The following is a 19,543-nucleotide window of genomic DNA, read 5'->3' as shown; positions in this document are numbered from 1 at the left end:
CGGGTCAGGGCACTGGCGCGGACGCACCCGTCAGGCCCGCAGCAGCTTCTTGACGATCTTCCCGGCGGGGTTGCGCGGCACCTGCTCGATGAACTCCACTCGTCGCGGGCGCTTATAGGGCGCGAGCTGCTGCCCGACGTGGGCGAGCAGGTCCGTGGCCCGCGTGTCCGGCTCGGCGACGACGTACGCCAGTGGTACCTCGCCGTAGTCCTCGTCGGGCATGCCGACGACCGCGGCGTCCCGGACCGCCGGGTGGGACACCAGGGCGCGTTCGATCTCCGAGGGGTAGACGTTCTGTCCGGCCCGGATGATGACGTCCTTGGTGCGGTCCACAAGGTGGATGCGGCCCGCCTCGTCGACGAAGCCCAGGTCACCCGTCTTGATCCAGCCGTCGAGGGTGATCTCGCGCGTGGCCTCGGGATCGTTCCAGTACCCCTGCATCACACCCGGTCCGCGCACGACGATCTCGCCGATCTCGCCGCGGGGCAGTTCCCGTCCGGTCCCGTCGACCGCGCGGGCGGACATGCCGGGCACGACACGTCCGCAGGGGATGCGGGCGGTGACGTCCCCGGGAGCCGGATGCTCGTCGGGGCCGAGGGTGACGAACGGGCCGCCGACCTCCGTCATGCCGTAGACCTGCCGGAAACCGCAGCCGAGGCGCTCCACGGCGTCGGCGTACACGTCCGGGGGCATGGGGGCGGCACCGTACAGGACCTCCCGCAGTGAGGACAGGTCGGTGCGCCCGGCGCCCTTGGCCTGGAGCATGAAGCGGAGCATCTGCGGGACCAGCCACATGTGGGTGGCGCGGTGCTCCTCCACCGCGGCCAGCGCCCGCTGCGGGGTGAAACCGGGCATGAGCACGATGGTGGCGCCGGCGGCCAGGTAGGTCAGGGACACCACCATGCTGCCGTGGTAGAGGGGGCAGCAGTTGACCATGACGATGTCGCCGGTGGGGCGTGCCATGACCAGCCAGCCCAGGGCGATGGCGCGGAACGAGGCGCCGTCGACCGTGACGCCCTTGGCCTGCCCCGTGGTCGCCGATGTGTGCAGCACGGCGATCGGATCGGTGTCGGCCACCTCGGGCAGGTCCCGCTCGGCGGCCAGCGTGCCCAGGGCCTCGAACGCCGGCTTGTCCAGCGCCATCCTGATCCGCACCGACGCCGGCAGCCCGGGGTGCCGGTCCAGCAGTTCCGACTCGCCGAGGACGGCCACCGCGCCGACGCGCTCCACGATGCCGGCGACCTCGGGCACGGCCAGACTGTGGTTGAGCGGGACGAACAGCGCGCCCAGCCGGGCGAGCGCGAAGTAGGCCTCCAGGACCTCGACGCGGTCCCTGGACAGCACCGCGACGCGGTCGCCGCGCTCGATGCCGAGGTCGGCCAGCCCCCGCGCGAGTTCGAGCACGCGGTCGTGGAACTGCGTCCAGGTGAGCCGGCGCCGCTCGTCGACCAGGGCCAACCGGTCCGGGTGGCATTGGCGGTTGCGCTCCAGCAGCTGCGTCAGCCACATCACGCACCGCCGGCGACGGCGCCGGAACGCTCTGCCGTGAACCGCTCGTAGTCGGCGATCGTGCGCAGCTCCTCCATGTCGTCGGCGGTGATCTCCACGCCGAGCCGCTGCTCGACGAGCAGGACGAGACGCACCAGGTCACCGGAGTCGATGCCGCTCGCGGCGAGGTCGGTGTCGTCACCGATCCGCTCGGCATCGGCGAACTCCGCGGTACCGGTGAGTTCGACCAGCAGCTCCCTGATGGTGCTCATGCTTTCCCCTTTCACCGCGGCCGGCGGCCGGCGGCCGGATCTCGTGGGTCCTTGTCACCTCAGCAAGAGGGCCGCTCGGCGCAGCACAATCCCCACGGCCCGGCGTGACCTTTGTCACGCGTCCGCACCGGCGGGCCCGGGGATAGCGGGGCCTGTCCGGAGCCTCTTTCCGGGGCGGAGGCCGCACCCACCGCCCGCCGTGACGCGCCGGGCGTGCCGGAGCCCGAGGAGTGCCGAAGGAATGATGCCAGTGCCCAGGCCACACGCCCGGTCCGAGGGCCGTTACATGCCCGCCGTGGCGGGATCCGGACGCGGGAGCGCCGCATGAGCGCACAGCCGACCGACACCGCGCCCGCCGCGCAGGGCGAGCTGCCCGCGCACTTCGAGGGCCTCATCGCCGCGGGGGAGACCATCGAGCCCCGCGACTGGATGCCCGACGGCTACCGCCGGATGATGGTCCGTCAGATCGCGCAGCACGCCCACTCCGAGATCATCGGCATGCAGCCGGAAGGCGCCTGGCTCACCCGGGCTCCCTCCCTGTACCGCAAGTCGGTTCTCATCGCCAAGGTCCAGGACGAGGCCGGGCACGGCATGTACCTCTACTCCGCCGCCGAGACACTGGGCGTGGACCGGGCCGACCTGCTCGACGCCCTGCACCGGGGGCAGCAGCGGGCCTCGGCGACGTTCAACCACCCCGCGCTGACGTGGGCGGACACCGGTGCCATCGCCTGGCTGACGGACGGCGCCGCGGTCATCAACCAGGCGCCCCTGTGCCGCACGTCCTACGGGCCGTACGCCCGGGCGATGCGCCGCGTCTGCCAGGAGGAGGCCTTCCACGTGCGGCAGGGGTACGACATGTTGCGCGCCCTGTGCCAAGGCACACCGGAGCAGAAGGCGATGGCCCAGGACGCGGTGAACCGCTGGTGGCTGCCGGCCGTGGCGCTGATGTTCGGCCCGCCCGACACCGGTGCGGGCGTCGACGCCCGCACCGCGGCCCTCGGCGCCGCGGTCTCCCGCCGCGCCATGGCCTGGGGCATCAAGCGCCACACCAACGACGAACTGCGCCAGCGCTTCGTCGACAGCTGCGTCCCCCAAACCGAACGCCTCGGACTCACCCTCCCGGACCCGGCGATCCGCTGGAACGAGGAACGCGGCCACTACGACTTCACTCCGGTCGACTGGGACGTCTACCGCGCCGCGCTCGGCGACGACACGCACTGGTCCCGGCAGCGCGTCGCGCACCGGCGCGCGGCGCACGAGGACGGCGCCTGGGTGCGGGAGGCGTCCGCCGCGTACGCCGCGCGCTTCGGGGCCGACGGGCCTCCCACGGACCCGGGCACGGTGCCGCAGGCGGCCCCGGACGCGGACGCGGCCGAAGCCGCGCGGGACCGGGCGGGTGAGCGCGTATGAGCCCGCAGCGGGAGGGCGCCCCGGCGTCCTGGGAGGTCTTCCTCAGGCCGCGCCGGGGCCTGGCCCACCAGCACGTGGGGTCCGTGCGCGCCGCCGACGCCGACACGGCCCTGCTGCGCGCCCGGGACCTGTACACCAGGCGCGCCGACCCGCTGTCGCTGTGGGTGGTCCGATCCGACGCCGTGCACGCGGCTTCCCCGGACGAACGCGACCCGTTCTTCGCGGGCGCCCGGCACAAGCCCTACCGGTATCCGGAGCAGTTCGCGCCACTGACCGAGAAAGGCCCTGAAGGTGACCACTTCGACTGACCCGGCCGCGGTCGCGGACACCGGCCGCGTCGACGCCTACCTCGCCGTGCACCTGCTGCGCCTCGGCGATGACGCGCTCGTCCTCGGGCAGCGGCTGTGCCAGTGGATCACGCGGGCACCGGCCATCGAGGAGGACATGGCCCTGTCCAACATCACTCTCGACCTGATCGGCCACGCCCGCACGCTGCTCACCCTCAGCGGTCGCGTCGACGCGACCGGACGCACCGAGGACGAGTTCGCCTTCACCCGCTCCGACCGCGAGTTCACCAACGCCCTGCTGACCGAACTGCCCAACGGGGACTTCGCGGTCACCGTCGCCCGGCAGCTCGCGTACACCCACTACGCGGTCCTGTACTACGAGGCCCTGGCCGGCTGCGCGGATCCCCGGCCGGCAGGTTTCGGCGAGCGGGCCGCCAGGGAGGTGGCCTTCCACCGGATGCACGCCGACACCTGGACGCTGCGGCTGGGACTGGGCACCCCGGAGAGCTCCCGCCGTATGCAGCGGGGCCTGGAACGGGTGTGGCCCTACACCGCCGAGTTGTTCGACGAGGACGACGTCCTCCGCCACCTCGTGGCGGCGGGCACGGTCCCCTCGCCGGCCCCGCTGCGCCCGGAGTGGGAGCGGTGTGTGGGCGAGGTCGTGACCCGTGCGGGTCTGACCGTGCCGGCTCCTGGCTGGCAGGCCCGCGGTGGACGCACAGGCCTGCACACCGAGGAGTTCGGGCCGTTGATCGCCGAACTGCAGTCGGTGCACCGCCAGTTCCCGGGAGGCCGCTGGTGAACGGTCGCGCCCCCTCGCCGACGCGACGGGTACCGCTCAGGACGGCAGCCCCGGCGCCCCGGCCCGTCACGGCCCTGCGCCCCGCCCGTGCGGCCGCGGAGGTCCGGGCCCTGGTGGAGGCGCTGCCCGATCCGGAACTGCCGATGATCGGCCTCGGCGACCTCGGCGTGGTCCGCTCTGTCGCCCCGGCCGCCGACGGAGTACTCGAAGTGGAGATCACCCCGACCTACCTGGGCTGCCCGGCGCTGCCCGCCATCGTCGCCGCGATCCGCGACGTCCTCGCCGCGAGCGGCCACCCGGAGGGGCGTGTGCGGCAGGTAATGTCCCCGCCCTGGACGCCCGATCGCATCACGGAGGCCGGCGGGGAGAAACTCGCCGCCCACGGCATCGCCCCGCCCGCGCCCGGACCGGCCGACGGCCCGGTCGCCGTCGGACTGGCCCGGGTGCCCTGCCCGCACTGCGGTTCCCGCGCGACCCGGCCGCACAGCCCCTTCGGGCCGGCCCGCTGTCAGTCGGTACTGCGGTGCACGGCCTGCCAGGAACTCTTCCCCCACCTGGGCGCGGTGTGAGGCGGGCCATGAACACCACGGATGCTTCCCGGACGACCGGCGCTGCCCAGGGCGCGGCCGCCGACACCGCGACCACCACCCCAGGCGCCGCCACCCCGGCCGTCACACCCCCGACCGCCCCCGGCTCCCAACCCCTCGTCCGGCCCCGTCCCGCAGGCCGACGCACCGGCTGGCACCGTCTCGTGGCCGCCGAAGTCCGGCACGTCCCCGGAGACGCGGTCGCGGTCACCCTGGAGGTGCCCGAGCCCTTGCGCTCGGTCTTCGCCCACCGGCCCGGCGAGCACGTCGTCGTCCGGCACCGCCGCGACGGCACGGAACTGCGCCGCAGTTACTCGGTGTGCCCCCCGCCCGACGACCCGGCCGCGCTGCGCTTGGTCATCAGGAGCGGCGCTCCCGACGGCTTCGGAGCCCACGCCACCACCGTCCTGGCGTTGGGCGACGTCCTCGAACTCTCCCCGCCCATGGGGACCTTCGCCCTGCCCCGGCAGCCCGGCGGCCATCACGTCCTGATCGCGGGCGGCTCCGGCATCACCCCCCTCGCCGCCATGGCCGCCGCCGCGCTGCGTGAGGACCCCGCCTGCCGCGTCTCCCTGATCCACTCGGTCCCGACGTCCGCCGACGCCCTGCTCGCCGACGAATTGGCCGCACTGAAGGACGCGTTCGTCGACCGCCTCACCGTCCTGTACGTCCTCACCCGGGAGGAACACGGCAGCGGTGTACCGGGCGGGCGGATCGACGAGGTGAAACTCCCGCGCCTGCTCACCGCGGTAGGCGCCCGCCCCGGCCCCGACACGGCGTTCGCCCTGTGCGGCCCGGGCGGCCTGGTCGCCGCGATGCGCCGGGCGCTGACGGCGTGGGGCGCCGACCCGGCTCTGATCCGCTCGGAATCCTTCACCCCCGTCGACACCTCCCGGCAGAGCGCCCCGCCCCGCCCGGCGACCGCCCCGCACCGGACCCGTGTCACCGCCCTGCTCGGCGGCCGCCGCCGCCTCGCGACCGCCGGGCCCGAGGACACCACCCTCCTCGACGCACTGCTGCACACCCAGCCCGACGTGCCCTACGCCTGCCGTGAAGGCGTGTGCGGCAGCTGCCGGGCCCGAGTGGTGTCCGGCCGGGTGGCGGCAGGCGCCCAGCACGCCCTGGACGCCGGGGACCTCGCCGCGGGTTACACGCTCGTATGCCGGGCCCGGCCGCTCGGCACCGACCTCACCCTCGACTTCGACGCCTGATCCGGCGCGAGCCCGCTGCGCCGCGAAGCCGGCCCCCACTCACCCGAAGGAGAAGACGTTGACCACCACCCTGCGGCATGAGGGCAAGACCGCCCTGGTCACCGGAGGAAGCCGCGGCATCGGACGGTCCGTCAGCCGCCGCCTGGGCCGCGAAGGCGCCCTCGTGGCCGTCCACTACGGCCACGACCGGACGGCAGCCGAGCGCACGGTCAAGGAGATCGAGGCCGACGGCGGCCGGGCCTTCCCCGTCCACGCCGAACTCGGCGCGCCCGGCGCCGCCGACACGCTCTGGGAGGCCTATGACCGGGCCTTGGCCGAGCAGGACGCGGCACCCGGCGTGGACATCCTCGTCAACAACGCCGGCATCACCCTCCCGCGCCGGATCGCGGACGTCACCGAGGCGGACTACGACCGTGTGTTCGCCGTCAACACCAAGGGCCCCTTCTTCATCGTCCAGCGCGGACTGGACCGGCTGCGCGACGGCGGCAGGATCGTGAACGTCTCCTCGGTCGCCACCCGCGTCGCCTTCCCCCCGATCGTCGCCTACACCATGACCAAAGCCGCCCTGGACTACCTCACCCTGGCCCTCGCGCAGGAGCTCGGCCCCCGGGGCATCACGGTGAACAGCGTCGCGCCCGGCTACACCGAGACGGAGATCAACCCCACACTGAGCATCCCGGAGATCCGCCAGAGGTATGCGGACGCCTCCGTCTTCGGCCGGCTCGGCACCCCCGCGGACATCGCCGACGTGGTGTCGTTCGTGGCGAGCGACGAGGCCCGCTGGGTGACCGGCCAGTGGATCGACGCCTCCGGCGGCGTCCACCTCGGCGTATGAGACAGCCGCTCGCGGCCCCGCACCGCACGACCGGTGGCCCCCGCCCCGGGAGCACGGCCGCACGACCGTGCTCCCGGCCGACGGCAGCACTAGGAGATGCCATGACCGACAGCACGTCCGCCGCCCCGCCTGCCGTGGACGGTCCCGACCCGCTGACCCAGCCCTTCCCGGGTGCGAGCCCTTACGACACCTACGTGCACGCGTCCGTCCTCAACACACTGCAGCACCCCCTCACCGAGGCCCCGGACGAGATGGGCTTCCTGGTCACCACCCAGGTGATGGAGTTGTGGTTCACCCTGATCGTCCACGAGTGGCGCACCGCCAGGACGGCCTTCGCCAAGGACGAGCTGGACGAGGCAGTGGACGCTCTGGTGCGCAGCCGCCGCGCCCTGAACGCCCTCAACGCCGCCTGGGCGCCGATCGCCGCCCTGACACCCGGCCAGTTCAACGGTTTCCGGGCCGCGTTCGGCAGGGCGTCCGGCTTCCAGTCGGTGATGTACCGGCACATGGAGTTCCTGCTGGGCGACAAGTCCACCGGGATGCTCCGCCTCCACCAGGGCGCCACCGCCCACGAGGCACTCGCCGAGACCTACCGTGAACCGTCCCTCTACGACGAGGTGCTGTGCTTCCTGCACCGGCAGGGACTGCCGGTCCCCGAGCACGTCCGGGACCGGGACGTCACCCGCCCGCACACCTCGGACCCGGATGTGGTCGAGGCGTGGCGGCAGGTCTACGCGGGCCCACCGCGCCACCCCCTGCTCGACCTCGGCGAACTGCTCACCGACATAGCCGAACTCGTCGCGCGCTGGCGCTTCGACCACGCGATGGTCGTACGCCGTGCCATGGGCGCCAAGAGCGGCAGCGCCGGCTCCACCGGGCTCGCCTGGCTGGAGCAGCGCGCGGCCCGCCCGGTCTTCCCCGAACTGTGGGAGGTGCGCGGTGGCGTCTAGGACCATCTCCGCCTTCGCGGCCGAGGAGGAGAAGCGGGTGTTGGGCCTGAAGCCGGTCCTGGCACCGGCGCACGGCCGCTACGGGGACCACCCCCACCAGGTCTACGACGCCTGGCCCGCCGAGGACCCCGGCGCCCCACTGGTGATCCTGCTGCACGGCGGCTACTGGCGCTACGACCGCATGCACCTGACCCCCTTCGCGGCCTACCTCTGCCGGCGGGGCTTCGACGTCCTGCTGCCCGGCTTCCGCCGCTCCGGCGGCGCCGGCGGCTACCCGGAGACGTTCGACGACGTCGCGCGGATCGTGGACACCCTGCCGAAAGGGCGGCCGTACGTCCTGGCGGGGCACTGCTCGGGCGGCCATCTCGCCCTGTGGTGCGCGGCCCGCGGCCTGCTGCCGCCCGGCTCGCGCTGGCACACCCGCGCCCTGCCGACCGCCGTGCTGGCCCTCGCTCCGATCACGGACCTGGCCGCCACCCGCCGAGACGGCCTCAGTAACAGCGCCGCCCTGCAACTCCTCGGCGGTGAGGACGTGTTCGAGGAGCGACTGCCCTCGGTCGACCCCCTCACCCTGCTGCGCGGCGCGAGCACGACCGGTGTCCCCACCGTGCTGCTGCACGGAGCCGCCGACGAAGAGGTCCCACTCACCCAGTTCGCCGACTACGCGTCCGCGCACCGCGATCTGAAGACCGTCGTGCTGCCCGGCACGGGCCACTACACGCTCATCGAACCGGGCGCGCCCGGCGCCCGCGCGGTTGCCGACACCCTGGGGGAGATGTCGGCCGCGTTCGGCGAACGACGCCCGGACAACGACAGCCGAGAGGCCCCGCGGACATGACGACCACTCCCACCGCACTCGACGAACAGGCCGCGCGGTTCGACGTCGACGACGCCCTGGCCCCTTTCCGTGACCGCTTCCTGCTCCCGGACGGGGCCGTCTACCTCGACGGGAACTCCCTGGGTGCCCTGCCCGCAGCCGTTCCCCGGGCCCTCAGCGACGTAGTGACCCGGCAGTGGGGGACCGACCTGATCCGCTCCTGGGAGAGCAACGGCTGGTGGACCGCACCCCTGCGGGTGGGCGACACCATCGGCCGCCTCCTCGGTGCCGCACCCGGGCAGACGGTGGCGGGGGACTCCACCAGCGTGCAGCTGTTCACCGCGCTCAGCGCCGCCACGGCACTGCGCCCCGGCCGGAGACTGCTGGTCACCGACCCCGGCCATTTCCCCACCGACCGGTACCTGGCCCAGGCTGTGGCCGGCCGCCAGGGCTTGGAAGCACGGGGGGTACCTCCGACCGACCTGGCGTCGTTCCTCGCCTCCGAGGGCGACCGCGTCGCCGTGGTCAGCTACTCGCCAGTCGACTTCCGCACGGGGGAGCTGCACGACATGCGGGCGCTCACCGAGGCGGCGCACCGTGCCGGCGCGCTGGTGGTGTGGGACCTGTGCCATGCCGCCGGTACCCTTCCACTGCACCTCGACACCCTGGGCGTGGACTTCGCCGTCGGCTGCGGCTACAAGTTCCTCAACGGCGGCCCGGGCGCCCCCGCCTACCTCTACGTGGCCCGACGCCACCACAAGGCGCTCGAAACCCCCCTGCCCGGCTGGACCGGCCACGCCGACCCCTTCGGCATGGGCCGCGACTACACGCCCGCGCCGGGCGTGGCCCGCGCCCGCATCGGCACGCCGCCCGTCCTGTCCCTGCTGGCGCTTGAGGCCGCGCTCACCGTCTTCGACGACGTCGACCTGGCCCAGGTGCGCGCCAAGAGCCTGTCTCTCACCGGCTTCTTCCTGGACTGCGCCGCCGAACTCCTCGCCCCTTTGGGCTTCGAGTCCGTCACTCCCGCCGACCCCGCACGCCGCGGCAGTCATGTCGCCCTGCGCCACCCTCACGCCCGCGGCCTGACCCGGGCACTGGGGGACCACGGAGTGATCATCGACATGCGGGCCCCGGACCTCCTGCGCTTCGGCGTGAACGCCCTCTACACCACCCACCGGGAGCTGCTCACCGCCGCCCACCGCCTGCGCACCATCGTCGAGCAGGCCGCCTACGAGGAGGTGCCGACCTGACGGCGGGAAGCCCGGGTCGGGCGTCCGCGAAGCCGCCCTGAGCGAGGTGAAGGCGCACAGCACCTGCTGGGCCACCGTACTGGACGCGCCCATCTACGACGGACCCCGCGCACAGACCACCCTGGAACGCCGGCACCGGATCCACGACCTGCTCGGCCAGGGCGTCGGCCTGCTCGAATGCGCCCGCCGCCTGCAACTGGCCCTGAACACCGTCAAACGCTGCACCCGCGCCGACCGGCCCGAGCGGATGCTCCGCGTCCCCAAGCACCGCGCCGACCTCGTCGACCCCCACCGCGAGCAGCTGCGCAAACGCCGGGCCGAGGAACCCGCCGTCCCCGTCCAGCATCCCCTTCGAAGAGATCAAAGCCCTCGGGTTCACCGGCTGCCCGAACCTCCTGCACAAGTACATCAACCAAGGCCGCGCGGACGCCGACCCCAGCCACATCTCCCACCGCCGACTCGCCCGGATGCTGTTGACCAGGCCCGACAACCTCAAGACCGAACAACACGAACTCCTGGCCAAGCTCACCGCCGCCTGCCCCGAGATGACCCAACTGGCCCCAGGCATGAGCGACTTCGCCCCGCTCCTTGCGCCTCACGCCGACAACGCCGACGCGCTCTCGTGCTGGATCGTCCAGGTCCGCGGCGCCGACCTGCCCCACCTGCATGCATTCGCCCGAGGTCTGGAACGAGACCGCGACGCCGTGAACACCGCCCTCACACTTCCGTACAGCAACGGCCCCACCGAGGGTGTCAACACCAAGACCAAGCGGATCGCACGCCAGATGCACGGACGAGCAGGCTTCACCCTGCTTCGCCGCCGCATCCTCCTCGGACAGCAGCACTCTCCGTCACCACCGAAAGTGAGACAGGGCCACTCGATACCATGCAGCCGCTCGACACGACCATCCCCGACCCGGCGCTGATCGTCCTCATGGGGGCGGCGGGGAGCGGCAAGAGCACCTGGGCCGGCACCTGGCCCCGCACGCAAGTCCTGGAGCTCGATCAGTTCCGGGTGATGATCTCGGCCGACAGGACATCCCTGGCGATGCCGCCAACGTTCTCAAGCCGATCCCGGAGCGCCGGATGGCCCGGAAGCTCAACACGGTCATCGACGTGACTTCCCCGATGGTTCAGCGAGTTCAAGGACTCGCCGGGGATGTGAACGAGTGTCGGATGCCGACCGCCCCAGGCAGTGGGGATCAGCGGTGGTCCCACCACCAGGAGATGCTCGGATAGGGCAGGGGACTGGTGTCGTCGGTGGAGAGCGAGGGTGCCCAGAAGGCGGGCGTCCGGATGACCTGGTCCAGCCGCGGAAGTCGGACCGGCAGGGGGTTGTATCGCCGCGCGCACAGGGTGGCCTCGGTGTTGGCGATGACGAACTGGCCCAGCCCTTCGACGAGGTAGCGCAGTGAGGGAGTGGCGGCGGGGGTCAGGAGTCGTTCGCGCAGCTGGAGGAACAGGAGCATCAGGCGGTCACGGATCTCGACCGTCAGGGCGACGGCCCGGTCGAAGGAGGCCCCCCGGCCGGTCCGCAGGACGTCCACGAAGTTGGTGCTGGGTTGTCCCTCGGCCTTTTCCTTGTGGAAGGAGGTGACGTCGTTCTCCAGGGCGCACATCAGTGTCACGCATTCGATGAGGGCTTGGACCGTCGGGGAGTCCCATTCCTCGTCCGGGGTGGGCCCGGGGCCGCACATGTCGATGAGGACGGCGTAGACGGGACCGCCGAAGTCCTGGAAGCGGGAGAAGAGGTACTCGTCCTCACCGGGCCGGTCGAGGTGCAGCTTGTGCACGGCGCTGGTGAGCAGGCGCCTGAAACCGGTGGCGAGCCGGGTGGTGTGTGCGGGTGCGCAGGCGGTGCGAAGTTGTTCCATGGCGTCGTGTCCAGCCCGGACGAGGAGGTGGTCGTCCGCGGTCACCCGGTAGCCCGGGGACTCCAGGACACGCATGACGCGGCACATCAGGCGGAAGAGGTCGCCGGGGCGACTGCGGGCGTCGGCGTGGTCCAGGACGTCGTCGTCGAGGACGAGAGCCCACTCCGTGATACAGCCGATACCGCGCAGCACGGCGGGAGGGGTCTGCGGAGTGGAGAACCTGCCCAGGCACCAGGCCAGGACGCTGCCGCGGTTGCCGGAGTCGGGCCGGTCCTCCAGGAAGCCGTACGACTCCTTCCACGTGGTCACTTCGGCGGCGACACCCGATGGGACGTGGGACACCTCCGGCATCGGCAGAGGGTAGTGGAAACGCGGCGCCGGACGTGAACCGGTCGCGGGTGCGGACAGGTCCGCCTGAGAGGTGTCACTACTCATTCGTGTTCCTTCGCCGAGGGGCCGGTTGACGAGCATGCGCCACCAGGGGCGGACCGACAGGAGAAAAAAGGAACATCATCCGATCGGGTGATTCTCCGTGCTGCCGTCGGTGTGTGGGTCCGAGGCCCCACGGCGTCCGCGTCGGGGGATCGTGCCGTCGCCGGGCGGGGGGCGCGCGGGGGGGGCGACACCGCGCGGGGGCGCCCCGGCCGGCCCCCCCCGGCCTCGGCCGGGCAGGGCGTCGCGGGTGCGGTGGCGGAAGACGAGGAGGGCAAGGAGCGCGATGGCAGCGACCAGAGTGGCCGGAGCCCGAACCGGGAGGTTGCGGGGCTGGTGGAGAAGCACCCCGTGGTGGCCGCCTGGACCGTGCCGTAGGTGGGGAGCAGCCGCAGTAGTCGGCTGTCGGCCCCGAGCTTGGGACGGGGTTTTGCAGGGCTACGTCTACGACGCTTGTCATCACCATGGCGAACATTCCCTCGACCCCGCGGTGGAGGAGGGAGCCGAAGACGACGCCGAGGACATCGGAGATCACGGCCGCGCAGAAGAGTGCGATGGCGAGGATCAGCGGCTGCTTGGGCATCCACGCGGTGCAGGTGACTGCCGTGGCGTAGGCGGCGAGGACCGCGGAGATGAGCGCCAGTGAGGCGGTCCTCGCCAGGACGAGGTGGGCGCGGGGGAAGCCGGCCATGGCCAGAGGCCGGTCGAAGCGTCCGGCGGCGAAGGTGGCGGCGAACATCATGGATCCGTTGACCAGGGTCACCGCGTTGACGGCGCCGGTGATCTGGGTGAGCCGGCTGCCGGGAGGCGACACCATCTCTCCGGTAGCGGCCAGGTGGAGGGAGATGGCCCTGTCGGGGATGGTGAGGTGGACCAGAGTGATCTGGGTATCCGCCGCCGGCCCGGCCGCACCCACGGCAACACCGTCGCCCGCCACGACCGCATCCTGGCCCACCTCCACGCCGCCGGCCTCGGCGCACTGGCGGACCTCGGCTTCCGCGGCTTGGACAACGACATCCGCGGCCCCGTGATCGTCACCGGCTACACCGACAGCAGCCCCTCGGGGCGTGTGCTCCACCGAGGATGCGGTGGCTCCGGTGCCGGCGGTGGGCGGCGCGGTTCACCTCGACGACGTCCTCCAGCGTGGGTGCGCCCCCGAGGGTGGCGAAGCGTTCCAGCATGCTGTCGCGGACGCGTACGTCCTTGTCCCGGTCGGCCGCGGCCGGCGCCGGGCCCATCTGGTCCAGGGTCAGCTCGGTGCAGTAGGCCGGGCCCATGGGCTGCTGGCGCCAGGAATTGGCGAGCACACCGGCGTCGAAGGGGCCGAAGCCGGTGTCGTCCACCAGTTGCACGGCCACCCGCCGCGCTTCCTCGGAGTCGGCGGCGACGGGAATGGCGATGCGGCCCGGGGCGCCCGCCGGGGACGCCCTTGGTGCGCTGGGTCTCGGCCAGTGCGGCGTTCCACAGTTGAGCCAGAACCGCTAGGGATGAACGAAGCCACGCATACGACGCGCGGTACACCGGCCGGGTGACGCCGGTGTCCCCCGGATGCCGGAACCCTCGTGTGAGCGGGGGAGCGACGGGGCATCATCCTGCATGCGCATCGTGATCACCGGGGCGACCGGGAACATCGGTTCTGTCATCGTGCAACGCCTGCGTGCCGAGGGCGGGCACCACCTGGTAGGTCTGGCTCGACGGCTGCCCGAGGGCCCCGACAGCCGTGGTGTCGACTGGCGCTCGGTGGACCTCAGCACCGAGGCCTGCCACGACGCGCTCGTAGAGGCGTTCACCGATGCGGACGCGGTCGTCCACCTGGCGTGGGGCTTCCAGCCGTCCCACGACCTCGCCTACCTCGCCCGGCTTGGCGTCGGCGGCACCCGCCACGTGCTCCGAGCCGTCGCCGAGACCGGTGTCCCGCACCTGGTCCACATGTCCTCGGTCGGCGCCTACTCACCGAAGAAGGACGACCGTCCGGTCGACGAGTCCTGGCCCACCGGGGGCGTGCGCAGTTCACGGTACAGCCGACACAAGTCGGCGGCCGAGCGCCTTCTCGACGGGCACGAGGCCTCCGGCGCCGGCACGCTCGTCACCCGCCTGCGGCCGGGAATCGTCGGGCAGCACGCCGCCGGCAGCGCCCTCCTCCGCTACGGCGTGCCCGCCCTCGTGCCTCCCAAGGTGCTCGACCTGCTGCCGCTCCTGCCGATGGACCGGAGCCTGACCATTCCGATGGTCCACACCGACGACGTCGCCGAGGCGATCGTCGCGGTGCTCCACCGGCGCGCGGGCGGTCCGTTCAACCTCGCCGCCGACACGCCCGTGACCGCGGCAGTCATCGCGGACGCGCTCGGCGCCAGGCTGGTGCACGTTCCCTCCGCAGTGGTCCGCGCCGTCATGTCGGCCGCCTGGCACGCGCACCTGCAACAGGTCGACGCCGGATGGCTCGACATGGGCTTCGCGCTTCCGACGCTGGACACGACCCGCGCGCGCACGGAACTCGACTGGGCCCCGACCAAGGACGGCCCGCAGGTGTTTGGCGAGGTGATCGAGGGCATGAGGGAGGCCGCGTCCGGCCAAACACCCGTGCTGCGCCCACGTACCGTCCTCGGCGCGCTCGGCGACGCGATCCGTCGCGGGCCGGTCGCTGTGCGGCGGCGCCCGTGACCGCCGGTGCGGCCCCGACGCGCTCTGGGCCGCAGCCCGTGCTCGCGCTGCTCGCCGCCGCCCACGGCGGGCCGGCTCTGACGGTCGGCGTCATCGCGGGTCTGCTCGCGCTCCGCAGTGACCTGCGCCCGCTCGACGCCGCCGTCCTCACGGGGGCGGTACTCACCGGCCAACTCACGATCGGTTGGGGCAACGACCTGTACGACCTTTCTCGCGACCGCGCCGTCGGCCGAACCGACAAGCCGTTGGCCACCGGAGCCCTCCCGGCCGCCTGGGCGGTGCGCGCCCTGGCCGCAACCGGACTCGCCTGCCTCGCGCTTTCCGCGCTCGTCGGCTGGCGCAGCGCGCTGGTCAACGTCATCCTCGGCGCCGGCGCGGGCCACCTCTACAATCTCGGCCTCAAGGCGACCCCGTGGTCCTGGGTACCGTATGCCAGCGCCTTCGGGACGCTGCCCTCGGTCGTTACCCTCGCCGGCCCCACCCAGGCCTGGGCGGGGCTGTGGATGACCGGCGCCGGGGCCGCGCTCGGTGTCGGGGCGCACCTGCTCAACACGCTGCCCGACCTCGCCGACGACGAACGCACCGGCGTCCGCGGCCTGCCGCACCGGATCGGTGAACGCCCCTCGCGCGTCCTGGCCGTCGTGCTGCTGTCCGCCGCCTCACTGCTGGCCGTGCTCGGTCCCGCCGGGCCTCCTCCGGCATGGGAATGGGCGGCCCTCGTGCTGGTGGTGGTCCTCGCGGTGCTCACGCTGGTCGCCCGGGGGCGCCTCCCCTTCCGGGCCGCGCTGGCCGTCGCCCTGCTCGACGTCGTGTTGCTCGTGGCGGCCGGTTGATGGCGCCGACACCCACCCACTGGGACCTTGCGGTGGTCGGCGCCGGACCGGCCGGTGCCGCCACCGCCCTGGGCGCGTTGCGCACCGACCCGGACCTGCGCGTCGCCCTCCTGGACCGGGCGGACTTCCCGCGGGACAAGGCCTGCGGCGACGGGGTGGCCCCGCACGTCCTCGACCTTCTCGCCGAGGTCGGCGTCCCCGGGCTCGTCGACGACCGGGTCCCGGTGGGCCGCCTCCGCCTCGGCCGTGGCGGCCTGGTCGCCGAGCGGCGGATGGCCCGCCCGGTGTGGGTGGTACCACGCTGGATCCTCGATGCCCGACTGGTCGACGCGGCCGTCGCCGCCGGCGCCCGGCTCCTCCGGCACCGCGTCCGCGACCTGCGCCAGCACACCGACGCGGTGGTCCTGGACGGGGAGCTCTCCGCCGCGGTCGTGGTCGGCGCCGACGGCGCCCACTCGGTCGTCCGGCGCGCGCTCGGCCGGCCCCGCGGTCCGGTGGCCCTGGCGCTGCGCGGCTACGCCCCGGTCGGGCCCGGGCGGCGCGGCGCGCAGGTCATCGAGTTCGGGACCCGGCACCAGCCGTCGTACGCCTGGTCCTTCGACCGCGGTGATGGCCTTGCGAACGTCGGGTACGGCGAGTTCCTCCACGAGGGCCGTCCGGCGCCGCCCCGTGCCCAACTGCTCGAGCGCCTCGAGGCGCTCCTGCCCGGCGCCGCCGAGAGCGGGCGACACTGGGTCGGGCACCACCTGCCGCTCTCGACGGCGCGCTGGCGCCTTCCGGCCGGCCGTGTACTGCTCGTGGGCGACGCCGCCTGCCTGGTGAACCCGCTGACCGGGGAGGGCATCCACTACGCCGTGGCCACCGGCATCACGGCCGGCCGCGCCGCCGCCGCGGCACTGCGTGACGGACGGCCCGAGGGGGCGGGGGAGCGGTACGCCCGCGCCACCCGCCGGGTCCTGCTGCCCCACCTGCGCCACACCGCCCTGGCCGCCCGGCTCGCCCGCAGCACGCGCGTCATCGAGGCCGGGCTGCGGGCCTCGGCCGCCGACCAGCGCGTCTTCGACGACCTCGTCGAACTCGGCCTCGCCCGGGGCCGGCTCACCCCCACCGTCGCGCTCGGCCTCGGCCGGGCGTTCCTCGCACCCGTCCGTCCGTCCGGCCGGCCTCAGGAGCCAGCATGAGCATGCGCGTCCTCAGCGTCCGCGGCGTCCTGCCCGAGCACTGCCACCGGCAGGAGGAGATCACCAAGTCCTTCACCACCACGCTGGTCGAAGGCACGCTCGACCGCGGTGTCGTCGAGCGGTTCCACCGCAACGCGTGCGTCGAGACCCGGCACATCGTGCTCCCGCTGGAGGAGTACGCCCGGCTCGGGGACTTCGGCCGGTCGAACGACGTCTTCATCCGGGCCGGCGTCGAGCTCGGCGGGCGCGCGGTCGTCGACGCGCTCAAGGGCGCCGACCTCACGCCGGCCGACGTCGACTACATCGTGTCGTGCACGGTGACCGGTCTGGCCGTCCCCACGCTCGAGGCCCGCGTCGCGGCGCAGATCGGGCTCCGCCCCGACGTGGTGCGTCTGCCCCTCGTCGGCCTCGGCTGCGTCGCCGGCGCGGCCGGCATCGCACGCCTGCACGACCTGCTGCGCGGTCGCCCGGACGGGGTCGCGGTGCTGATGTCGGTCGAGCTGTGCTCGCTCACGCTTCAGCGCGAGGACACCTCGGCCGCCAACCTCGTGGCGAGCGGCCTGTTCGGGGACGGTGCCGCGGCGGTGGTCGCCGTCGGTCCCGAGCATCCACTCGCGCGGTCCGACGACCCCGCCCGCCCCGAGGTGCTCGCCTCGCGCAGCCGCCTCTACCCCGACTCGGAGCGCACGATGGGCTGGGACGTCGGGCCCGGTGGGTTCAGGATCGTGCTCGACTCCTCGATTCCAGATCTGGTGCGCCGGTACGTCGGCGACGACGTCCGCGGCTTTCTCGCCGACCACGAGCTGACCGACGGCGACCTCGGCTGGTACGTCGCGCACCCCGGCGGTCCCAAGGTCATCGAGGCCCTGCAGGAAGCACTCGGGATCGAACGGGACGCCCTGGCCGTGACCTGGGACTCGCTGCGCCGGATCGGCAACCTGTCCTCCTCCTCGGTGTTGCACGTCCTGGCGGACACGCTCGCCGACCGCCCGCCCCGGCCCGGCTCCCACGGGCTCATGCTCGCCATGGGCCCGGGCTTCTGCTCCGAACTCGTCCTCCTGCGCGCCCCGGGGGAGGAGGGATGAACGGTCAGGTCCTGTTCACCGTCCTGGTCCTGGCCGTCGGTCTGGAGCGGGTCGCCGAGTTGGCCGTGTCCCACCGCAACGCCGGCTGGAGCCTTGCGCGGGGCGGCGTGGAGTCCGGGCGGGACCACTACCCGTTCATGGTGGTGCTGCACACGGGCCTGCTTGTCGGCGCGCTTGTGGAGGTGTGGGTGCGAGGACCGGACGTCGTACCGGTCCTCGCCTGGACCATGCTCGCCCTCGTCGCAGCCTCGCAGGCGCTGCGCTGGTGGTGCATCGCCACCCTGGGCCGACAGTGGAACACCCGGGTGATCGTCGTGCCCGGTGCTCCGCGCGTGACCGGCGGCCCCTACCGCCGGCTCCCGCACCCGAACTACGTCGCCGTCGTCGTCGAGGGGTTCGCGCTCCCGCTGGTGCACTCGGCCTGGTTCACGGCGGTCGTCTTCACCGTGCTGAACGGGTTCCTGCTCGCCGCCCGCATCCGCACCGAGGACGCCGCCCTGGCGCGGCTGGCCTGAGGGGACGCACATGGACCTGCTCGTCGTCGGCGGGGGACCCGCAGGTCTCGCCACGGCCCTGCACGCGGCCCGGGCGGGGCTCGAGGCGACCGTCTGGGAACAGCGCGCCGGCACCATCGACAAGGCGTGCGGCGAAGGGCTGATGCCGGGTGCCGTCGCCGGTCTGGCGGCACTCGGCGTCCACCCGCCGGGCTACGACCTGCGGGGCATCCGGTACGTAGCCGGGGCGCGCCGGGCCAACGCCGACTTCCGAGCGGGCCCGGGCCGAGGGGTGCGTCGCACTGTGCTGCACGCGGCGCTGCGCGAGGTGGTGCTGGCCGCGGGCGTGCGGGTCGAACAGCGCGCCGTGCGCCGTGTCGAGCAGGACGAGGACGGTGTGGTGGTCGACGGCACCCGTGCCCGCCACCTCGTCGCGGCCGACGGCCTGCACTCGCCGATCCGCCGGGCCCTGGGGCTGCACCGGCCGCATCGGGCCCACCGGCGGCACGGGCTGCGGCGCCACTACGCGCTCACCCCCTGGAGCGACCACGTCGAGGTGTACTGGGCCCGTGACGCGGAGGCCTACGTGACCCCGGTGTCCGACGACCTCGTAGGCGTCGCGGTGCTCACCGCCGACCGGGGGCCGTACGACGACCACCTCGCCGCCTTCCCCGAGTTGCAGGAGCGGCTGGCAGGAGCCGGTACCGCCACACCGGCGCGCGGGGCGGGCCCGCTCCGCCAGGACACGAGCGCGCGCACCGCCGGCCGGGTGCTGCTCGTCGGTGATGCGGCCGGCTACGTCGACGCGTTGACCGGCGAGGGCATCGCGCTGGCGCTCGCGCAGGCGTCGGCGGCGGTGCGCGCAGTCATCAGCGGCGACCCGGCGGCCTACGAACGGGAGTGGCGGAGACTCACCCGGCGCTACCGCTGGCTGACCCACGCGCTGCTCGGCGCGACGAGGGTGCCCCCGCTCCGTGCGGCGCTGGTGCCTGCGGCGCAGCGGCTGCCGTGGTTGTTCTCCGCGACCGTCGATGCGCTGGCGCGTCCACCGGGGACGTGATCCGGCGGGCTTTG

At 73.3% G+C, this 19,543-nt stretch carries 19 protein-coding genes and 1 pseudogene; 16 read left to right on the top strand and 4 right to left on the bottom strand.

The features are described 5' to 3' along the window. Window positions 1-30: 30 nt before the first annotated feature. Both ORI94_RS22560 and ORI94_RS22555 read right to left on the bottom strand, forming a co-directional pair. The gene (locus tag ORI94_RS22560; RefSeq protein WP_266078551.1) at window positions 31-1,509 is read right to left on the bottom strand and encodes a class I adenylate-forming enzyme family protein; all 1,479 of its coding nucleotides are present in this window, start codon (window positions 1,507-1,509) and stop codon (window positions 31-33) included. Then, complete coding sequence (locus tag ORI94_RS22555) at window positions 1,509-1,760, bottom strand: acyl carrier protein (RefSeq protein WP_266078549.1); 252 nt, start codon at window positions 1,758-1,760, stop codon at window positions 1,509-1,511. Before ORI94_RS22555 ends, ORI94_RS22560 begins: the two co-directional genes overlap by 1 nt. Before the next feature lie 324 nt (window positions 1,761-2,084). Here ORI94_RS22555 and paaA point away from each other — a divergent pair, with 324 nt between their 5' ends. From paaA to ORI94_RS22505, 10 genes and pseudogenes are all read left to right on the top strand, one after another. Beyond that, window positions 2,085-3,170 carry a 1,2-phenylacetyl-CoA epoxidase subunit PaaA gene (gene paaA / locus ORI94_RS22550; RefSeq protein WP_266078547.1) on the top strand — a complete coding sequence of 362 codons (1,086 nt, stop codon included), beginning with the start codon at window positions 2,085-2,087 and terminating at the stop codon, window positions 3,168-3,170. Continuing rightward, window positions 3,167-3,478 carry a 1,2-phenylacetyl-CoA epoxidase subunit PaaB gene (gene paaB, locus ORI94_RS22545; RefSeq protein ID WP_266078545.1) on the top strand — a complete coding sequence of 104 codons (312 nt, stop codon included), beginning with the start codon at window positions 3,167-3,169 and terminating at the stop codon, window positions 3,476-3,478. The genes paaA and paaB overlap by 4 nt, the downstream gene beginning before the upstream one ends. After that, window positions 3,462-4,259, top strand: a complete 798-nt coding sequence (paaC, locus tag ORI94_RS22540; protein ID WP_266078543.1) for a 1,2-phenylacetyl-CoA epoxidase subunit PaaC — start codon at window positions 3,462-3,464, stop codon at window positions 4,257-4,259. Before paaB ends, paaC begins: the two co-directional genes overlap by 17 nt. Window positions 4,260-4,333: 74 nt before the next feature. Continuing rightward, a complete protein-coding gene (paaD, locus tag ORI94_RS22535; RefSeq protein ID WP_266078700.1) occupies window positions 4,334-4,828 on the top strand; it encodes a 1,2-phenylacetyl-CoA epoxidase subunit PaaD in 495 nt (164 codons plus the stop codon). Window positions 4,829-4,836: 8 nt separating this feature from the next. Further along, window positions 4,837-6,057 (top strand): 2Fe-2S iron-sulfur cluster-binding protein, encoded by a 1,221-nt coding sequence (locus ORI94_RS22530; RefSeq protein ID WP_266078541.1) that lies wholly within the window; start codon window positions 4,837-4,839, stop codon window positions 6,055-6,057. A 58-nt stretch (window positions 6,058-6,115) separates the two neighbouring features. After that, complete coding sequence (locus ORI94_RS22525; protein ID WP_266078539.1) at window positions 6,116-6,892, top strand: SDR family oxidoreductase; 777 nt, start codon at window positions 6,116-6,118, stop codon at window positions 6,890-6,892. 101 nt (window positions 6,893-6,993) lie between these two features. Then, window positions 6,994-7,842 (top strand): tryptophan 2,3-dioxygenase, encoded by an 849-nt coding sequence (locus tag ORI94_RS22520; RefSeq protein ID WP_266078537.1) that lies wholly within the window; start codon window positions 6,994-6,996, stop codon window positions 7,840-7,842. Then, on the top strand, window positions 7,832-8,680 hold the full coding sequence (locus tag ORI94_RS22515; RefSeq protein WP_266078535.1) for an alpha/beta hydrolase family protein: 849 nt from the start codon (window positions 7,832-7,834) through the stop codon (window positions 8,678-8,680). The genes ORI94_RS22520 and ORI94_RS22515 overlap by 11 nt, the downstream gene beginning before the upstream one ends. Next, window positions 8,677-9,909, top strand: a complete 1,233-nt coding sequence (gene kynU / locus ORI94_RS22510; protein WP_266078533.1) for a kynureninase — start codon at window positions 8,677-8,679, stop codon at window positions 9,907-9,909. Before ORI94_RS22515 ends, kynU begins: the two co-directional genes overlap by 4 nt. Window positions 9,910-9,937: 28 nt before the next feature. After that, a pseudogene (locus ORI94_RS22505) lies at window positions 9,938-10,745 on the top strand (transposase); the annotation flags it as partial. Between the two features lie 366 nt (window positions 10,746-11,111). On the opposite strand, the gene ORI94_RS22495 reads toward ORI94_RS22505, so the two are convergent. Continuing rightward, complete coding sequence (locus tag ORI94_RS22495; protein WP_266078531.1) at window positions 11,112-12,218, bottom strand: terpene synthase family protein; 1,107 nt, start codon at window positions 12,216-12,218, stop codon at window positions 11,112-11,114. Between the two features lie 1,031 nt (window positions 12,219-13,249). After that, the gene (locus ORI94_RS22490) at window positions 13,250-13,573 is read right to left on the bottom strand and encodes a hypothetical protein (protein WP_323056078.1); all 324 of its coding nucleotides are present in this window, start codon (window positions 13,571-13,573) and stop codon (window positions 13,250-13,252) included. A 238-nt stretch (window positions 13,574-13,811) separates the two neighbouring features. Here ORI94_RS22490 and ORI94_RS22485 point away from each other — a divergent pair, with 238 nt between their 5' ends. The 6 genes from ORI94_RS22485 to ORI94_RS22460 are packed head-to-tail and all read left to right on the top strand — an operon-like array spanning window position 13,812 to window position 19,529. After that, complete coding sequence (locus tag ORI94_RS22485) at window positions 13,812-14,876, top strand: NAD-dependent epimerase/dehydratase family protein (protein ID WP_266078529.1); 1,065 nt, start codon at window positions 13,812-13,814, stop codon at window positions 14,874-14,876. 38 nt (window positions 14,877-14,914) lie between these two features. Further along, the gene (locus tag ORI94_RS22480) at window positions 14,915-15,709 is read left to right on the top strand and encodes a UbiA family prenyltransferase (protein WP_266078527.1); all 795 of its coding nucleotides are present in this window, start codon (window positions 14,915-14,917) and stop codon (window positions 15,707-15,709) included. Continuing rightward, the gene (locus ORI94_RS22475; RefSeq protein WP_266078525.1) at window positions 15,709-16,890 is read left to right on the top strand and encodes an NAD(P)/FAD-dependent oxidoreductase; all 1,182 of its coding nucleotides are present in this window, start codon (window positions 15,709-15,711) and stop codon (window positions 16,888-16,890) included. The genes ORI94_RS22480 and ORI94_RS22475 overlap by 1 nt, the downstream gene beginning before the upstream one ends. Beyond that, entirely contained in the window at window positions 16,887-17,975 is a 1,089-nt protein-coding gene (locus ORI94_RS22470) for a type III polyketide synthase (RefSeq protein ID WP_266078523.1), read from the top strand. The genes ORI94_RS22475 and ORI94_RS22470 overlap by 4 nt, the downstream gene beginning before the upstream one ends. Then, complete coding sequence (locus ORI94_RS22465) at window positions 17,972-18,490, top strand: isoprenylcysteine carboxyl methyltransferase family protein (protein WP_266078521.1); 519 nt, start codon at window positions 17,972-17,974, stop codon at window positions 18,488-18,490. Before ORI94_RS22470 ends, ORI94_RS22465 begins: the two co-directional genes overlap by 4 nt. A 10-nt stretch (window positions 18,491-18,500) precedes the next feature. After that, the gene (locus tag ORI94_RS22460) at window positions 18,501-19,529 is read left to right on the top strand and encodes an NAD(P)/FAD-dependent oxidoreductase (protein WP_266078519.1); all 1,029 of its coding nucleotides are present in this window, start codon (window positions 18,501-18,503) and stop codon (window positions 19,527-19,529) included. The last annotated feature ends 14 nt before the right edge of the window (window positions 19,530-19,543 follow it).

The sequence above is a fragment of the Streptomyces sp. NEAU-W12 genome (assembly GCF_026242095.1).
Lineage (GTDB): Bacteria > Actinomycetota > Actinomycetes > Streptomycetales > Streptomycetaceae > Streptomyces.
The sequence above is the reverse complement of the archived record's forward strand: the minus strand, read 5'-3'. Positions and strand labels throughout refer to the sequence as shown.

Coding starts and splice junctions, on each gene's coding strand:
- paaA (WP_266078547.1), top strand. CDS start 2,085: ATGAGCGCACAGCCGACCGACACCGCGCCCGCCGCGCAGGGCGAGCTG.
- ORI94_RS22470 (WP_266078523.1), top strand. CDS start 16,887: ATGAGCATGCGCGTCCTCAGCGTCCGCGGCGTCCTGCCCGAGCACTGC.
- ORI94_RS22555 (WP_266078549.1), bottom strand. CDS start 1,760: ATGAGCACCATCAGGGAGCTGCTGGTCGAACTCACCGGTACCGCGGAG.
- ORI94_RS22530 (WP_266078541.1), top strand. CDS start 4,837: ATGAACACCACGGATGCTTCCCGGACGACCGGCGCTGCCCAGGGCGCG.
- paaB (WP_266078545.1), top strand. CDS start 3,167: ATGAGCCCGCAGCGGGAGGGCGCCCCGGCGTCCTGGGAGGTCTTCCTC.
- ORI94_RS22520 (WP_266078537.1), top strand. CDS start 6,994: ATGACCGACAGCACGTCCGCCGCCCCGCCTGCCGTGGACGGTCCCGAC.
- ORI94_RS22560 (WP_266078551.1), bottom strand. CDS start 1,509: ATGTGGCTGACGCAGCTGCTGGAGCGCAACCGCCAATGCCACCCGGAC.
- ORI94_RS22460 (WP_266078519.1), top strand. CDS start 18,501: ATGGACCTGCTCGTCGTCGGCGGGGGACCCGCAGGTCTCGCCACGGCC.
- ORI94_RS22495 (WP_266078531.1), bottom strand. CDS start 12,218: ATGAGTAGTGACACCTCTCAGGCGGACCTGTCCGCACCCGCGACCGGT.
- ORI94_RS22485 (WP_266078529.1), top strand. CDS start 13,812: ATGCGCATCGTGATCACCGGGGCGACCGGGAACATCGGTTCTGTCATC.
- ORI94_RS22465 (WP_266078521.1), top strand. CDS start 17,972: ATGAACGGTCAGGTCCTGTTCACCGTCCTGGTCCTGGCCGTCGGTCTG.
- kynU (WP_266078533.1), top strand. CDS start 8,677: ATGACGACCACTCCCACCGCACTCGACGAACAGGCCGCGCGGTTCGAC.
- ORI94_RS22475 (WP_266078525.1), top strand. CDS start 15,709: ATGGCGCCGACACCCACCCACTGGGACCTTGCGGTGGTCGGCGCCGGA.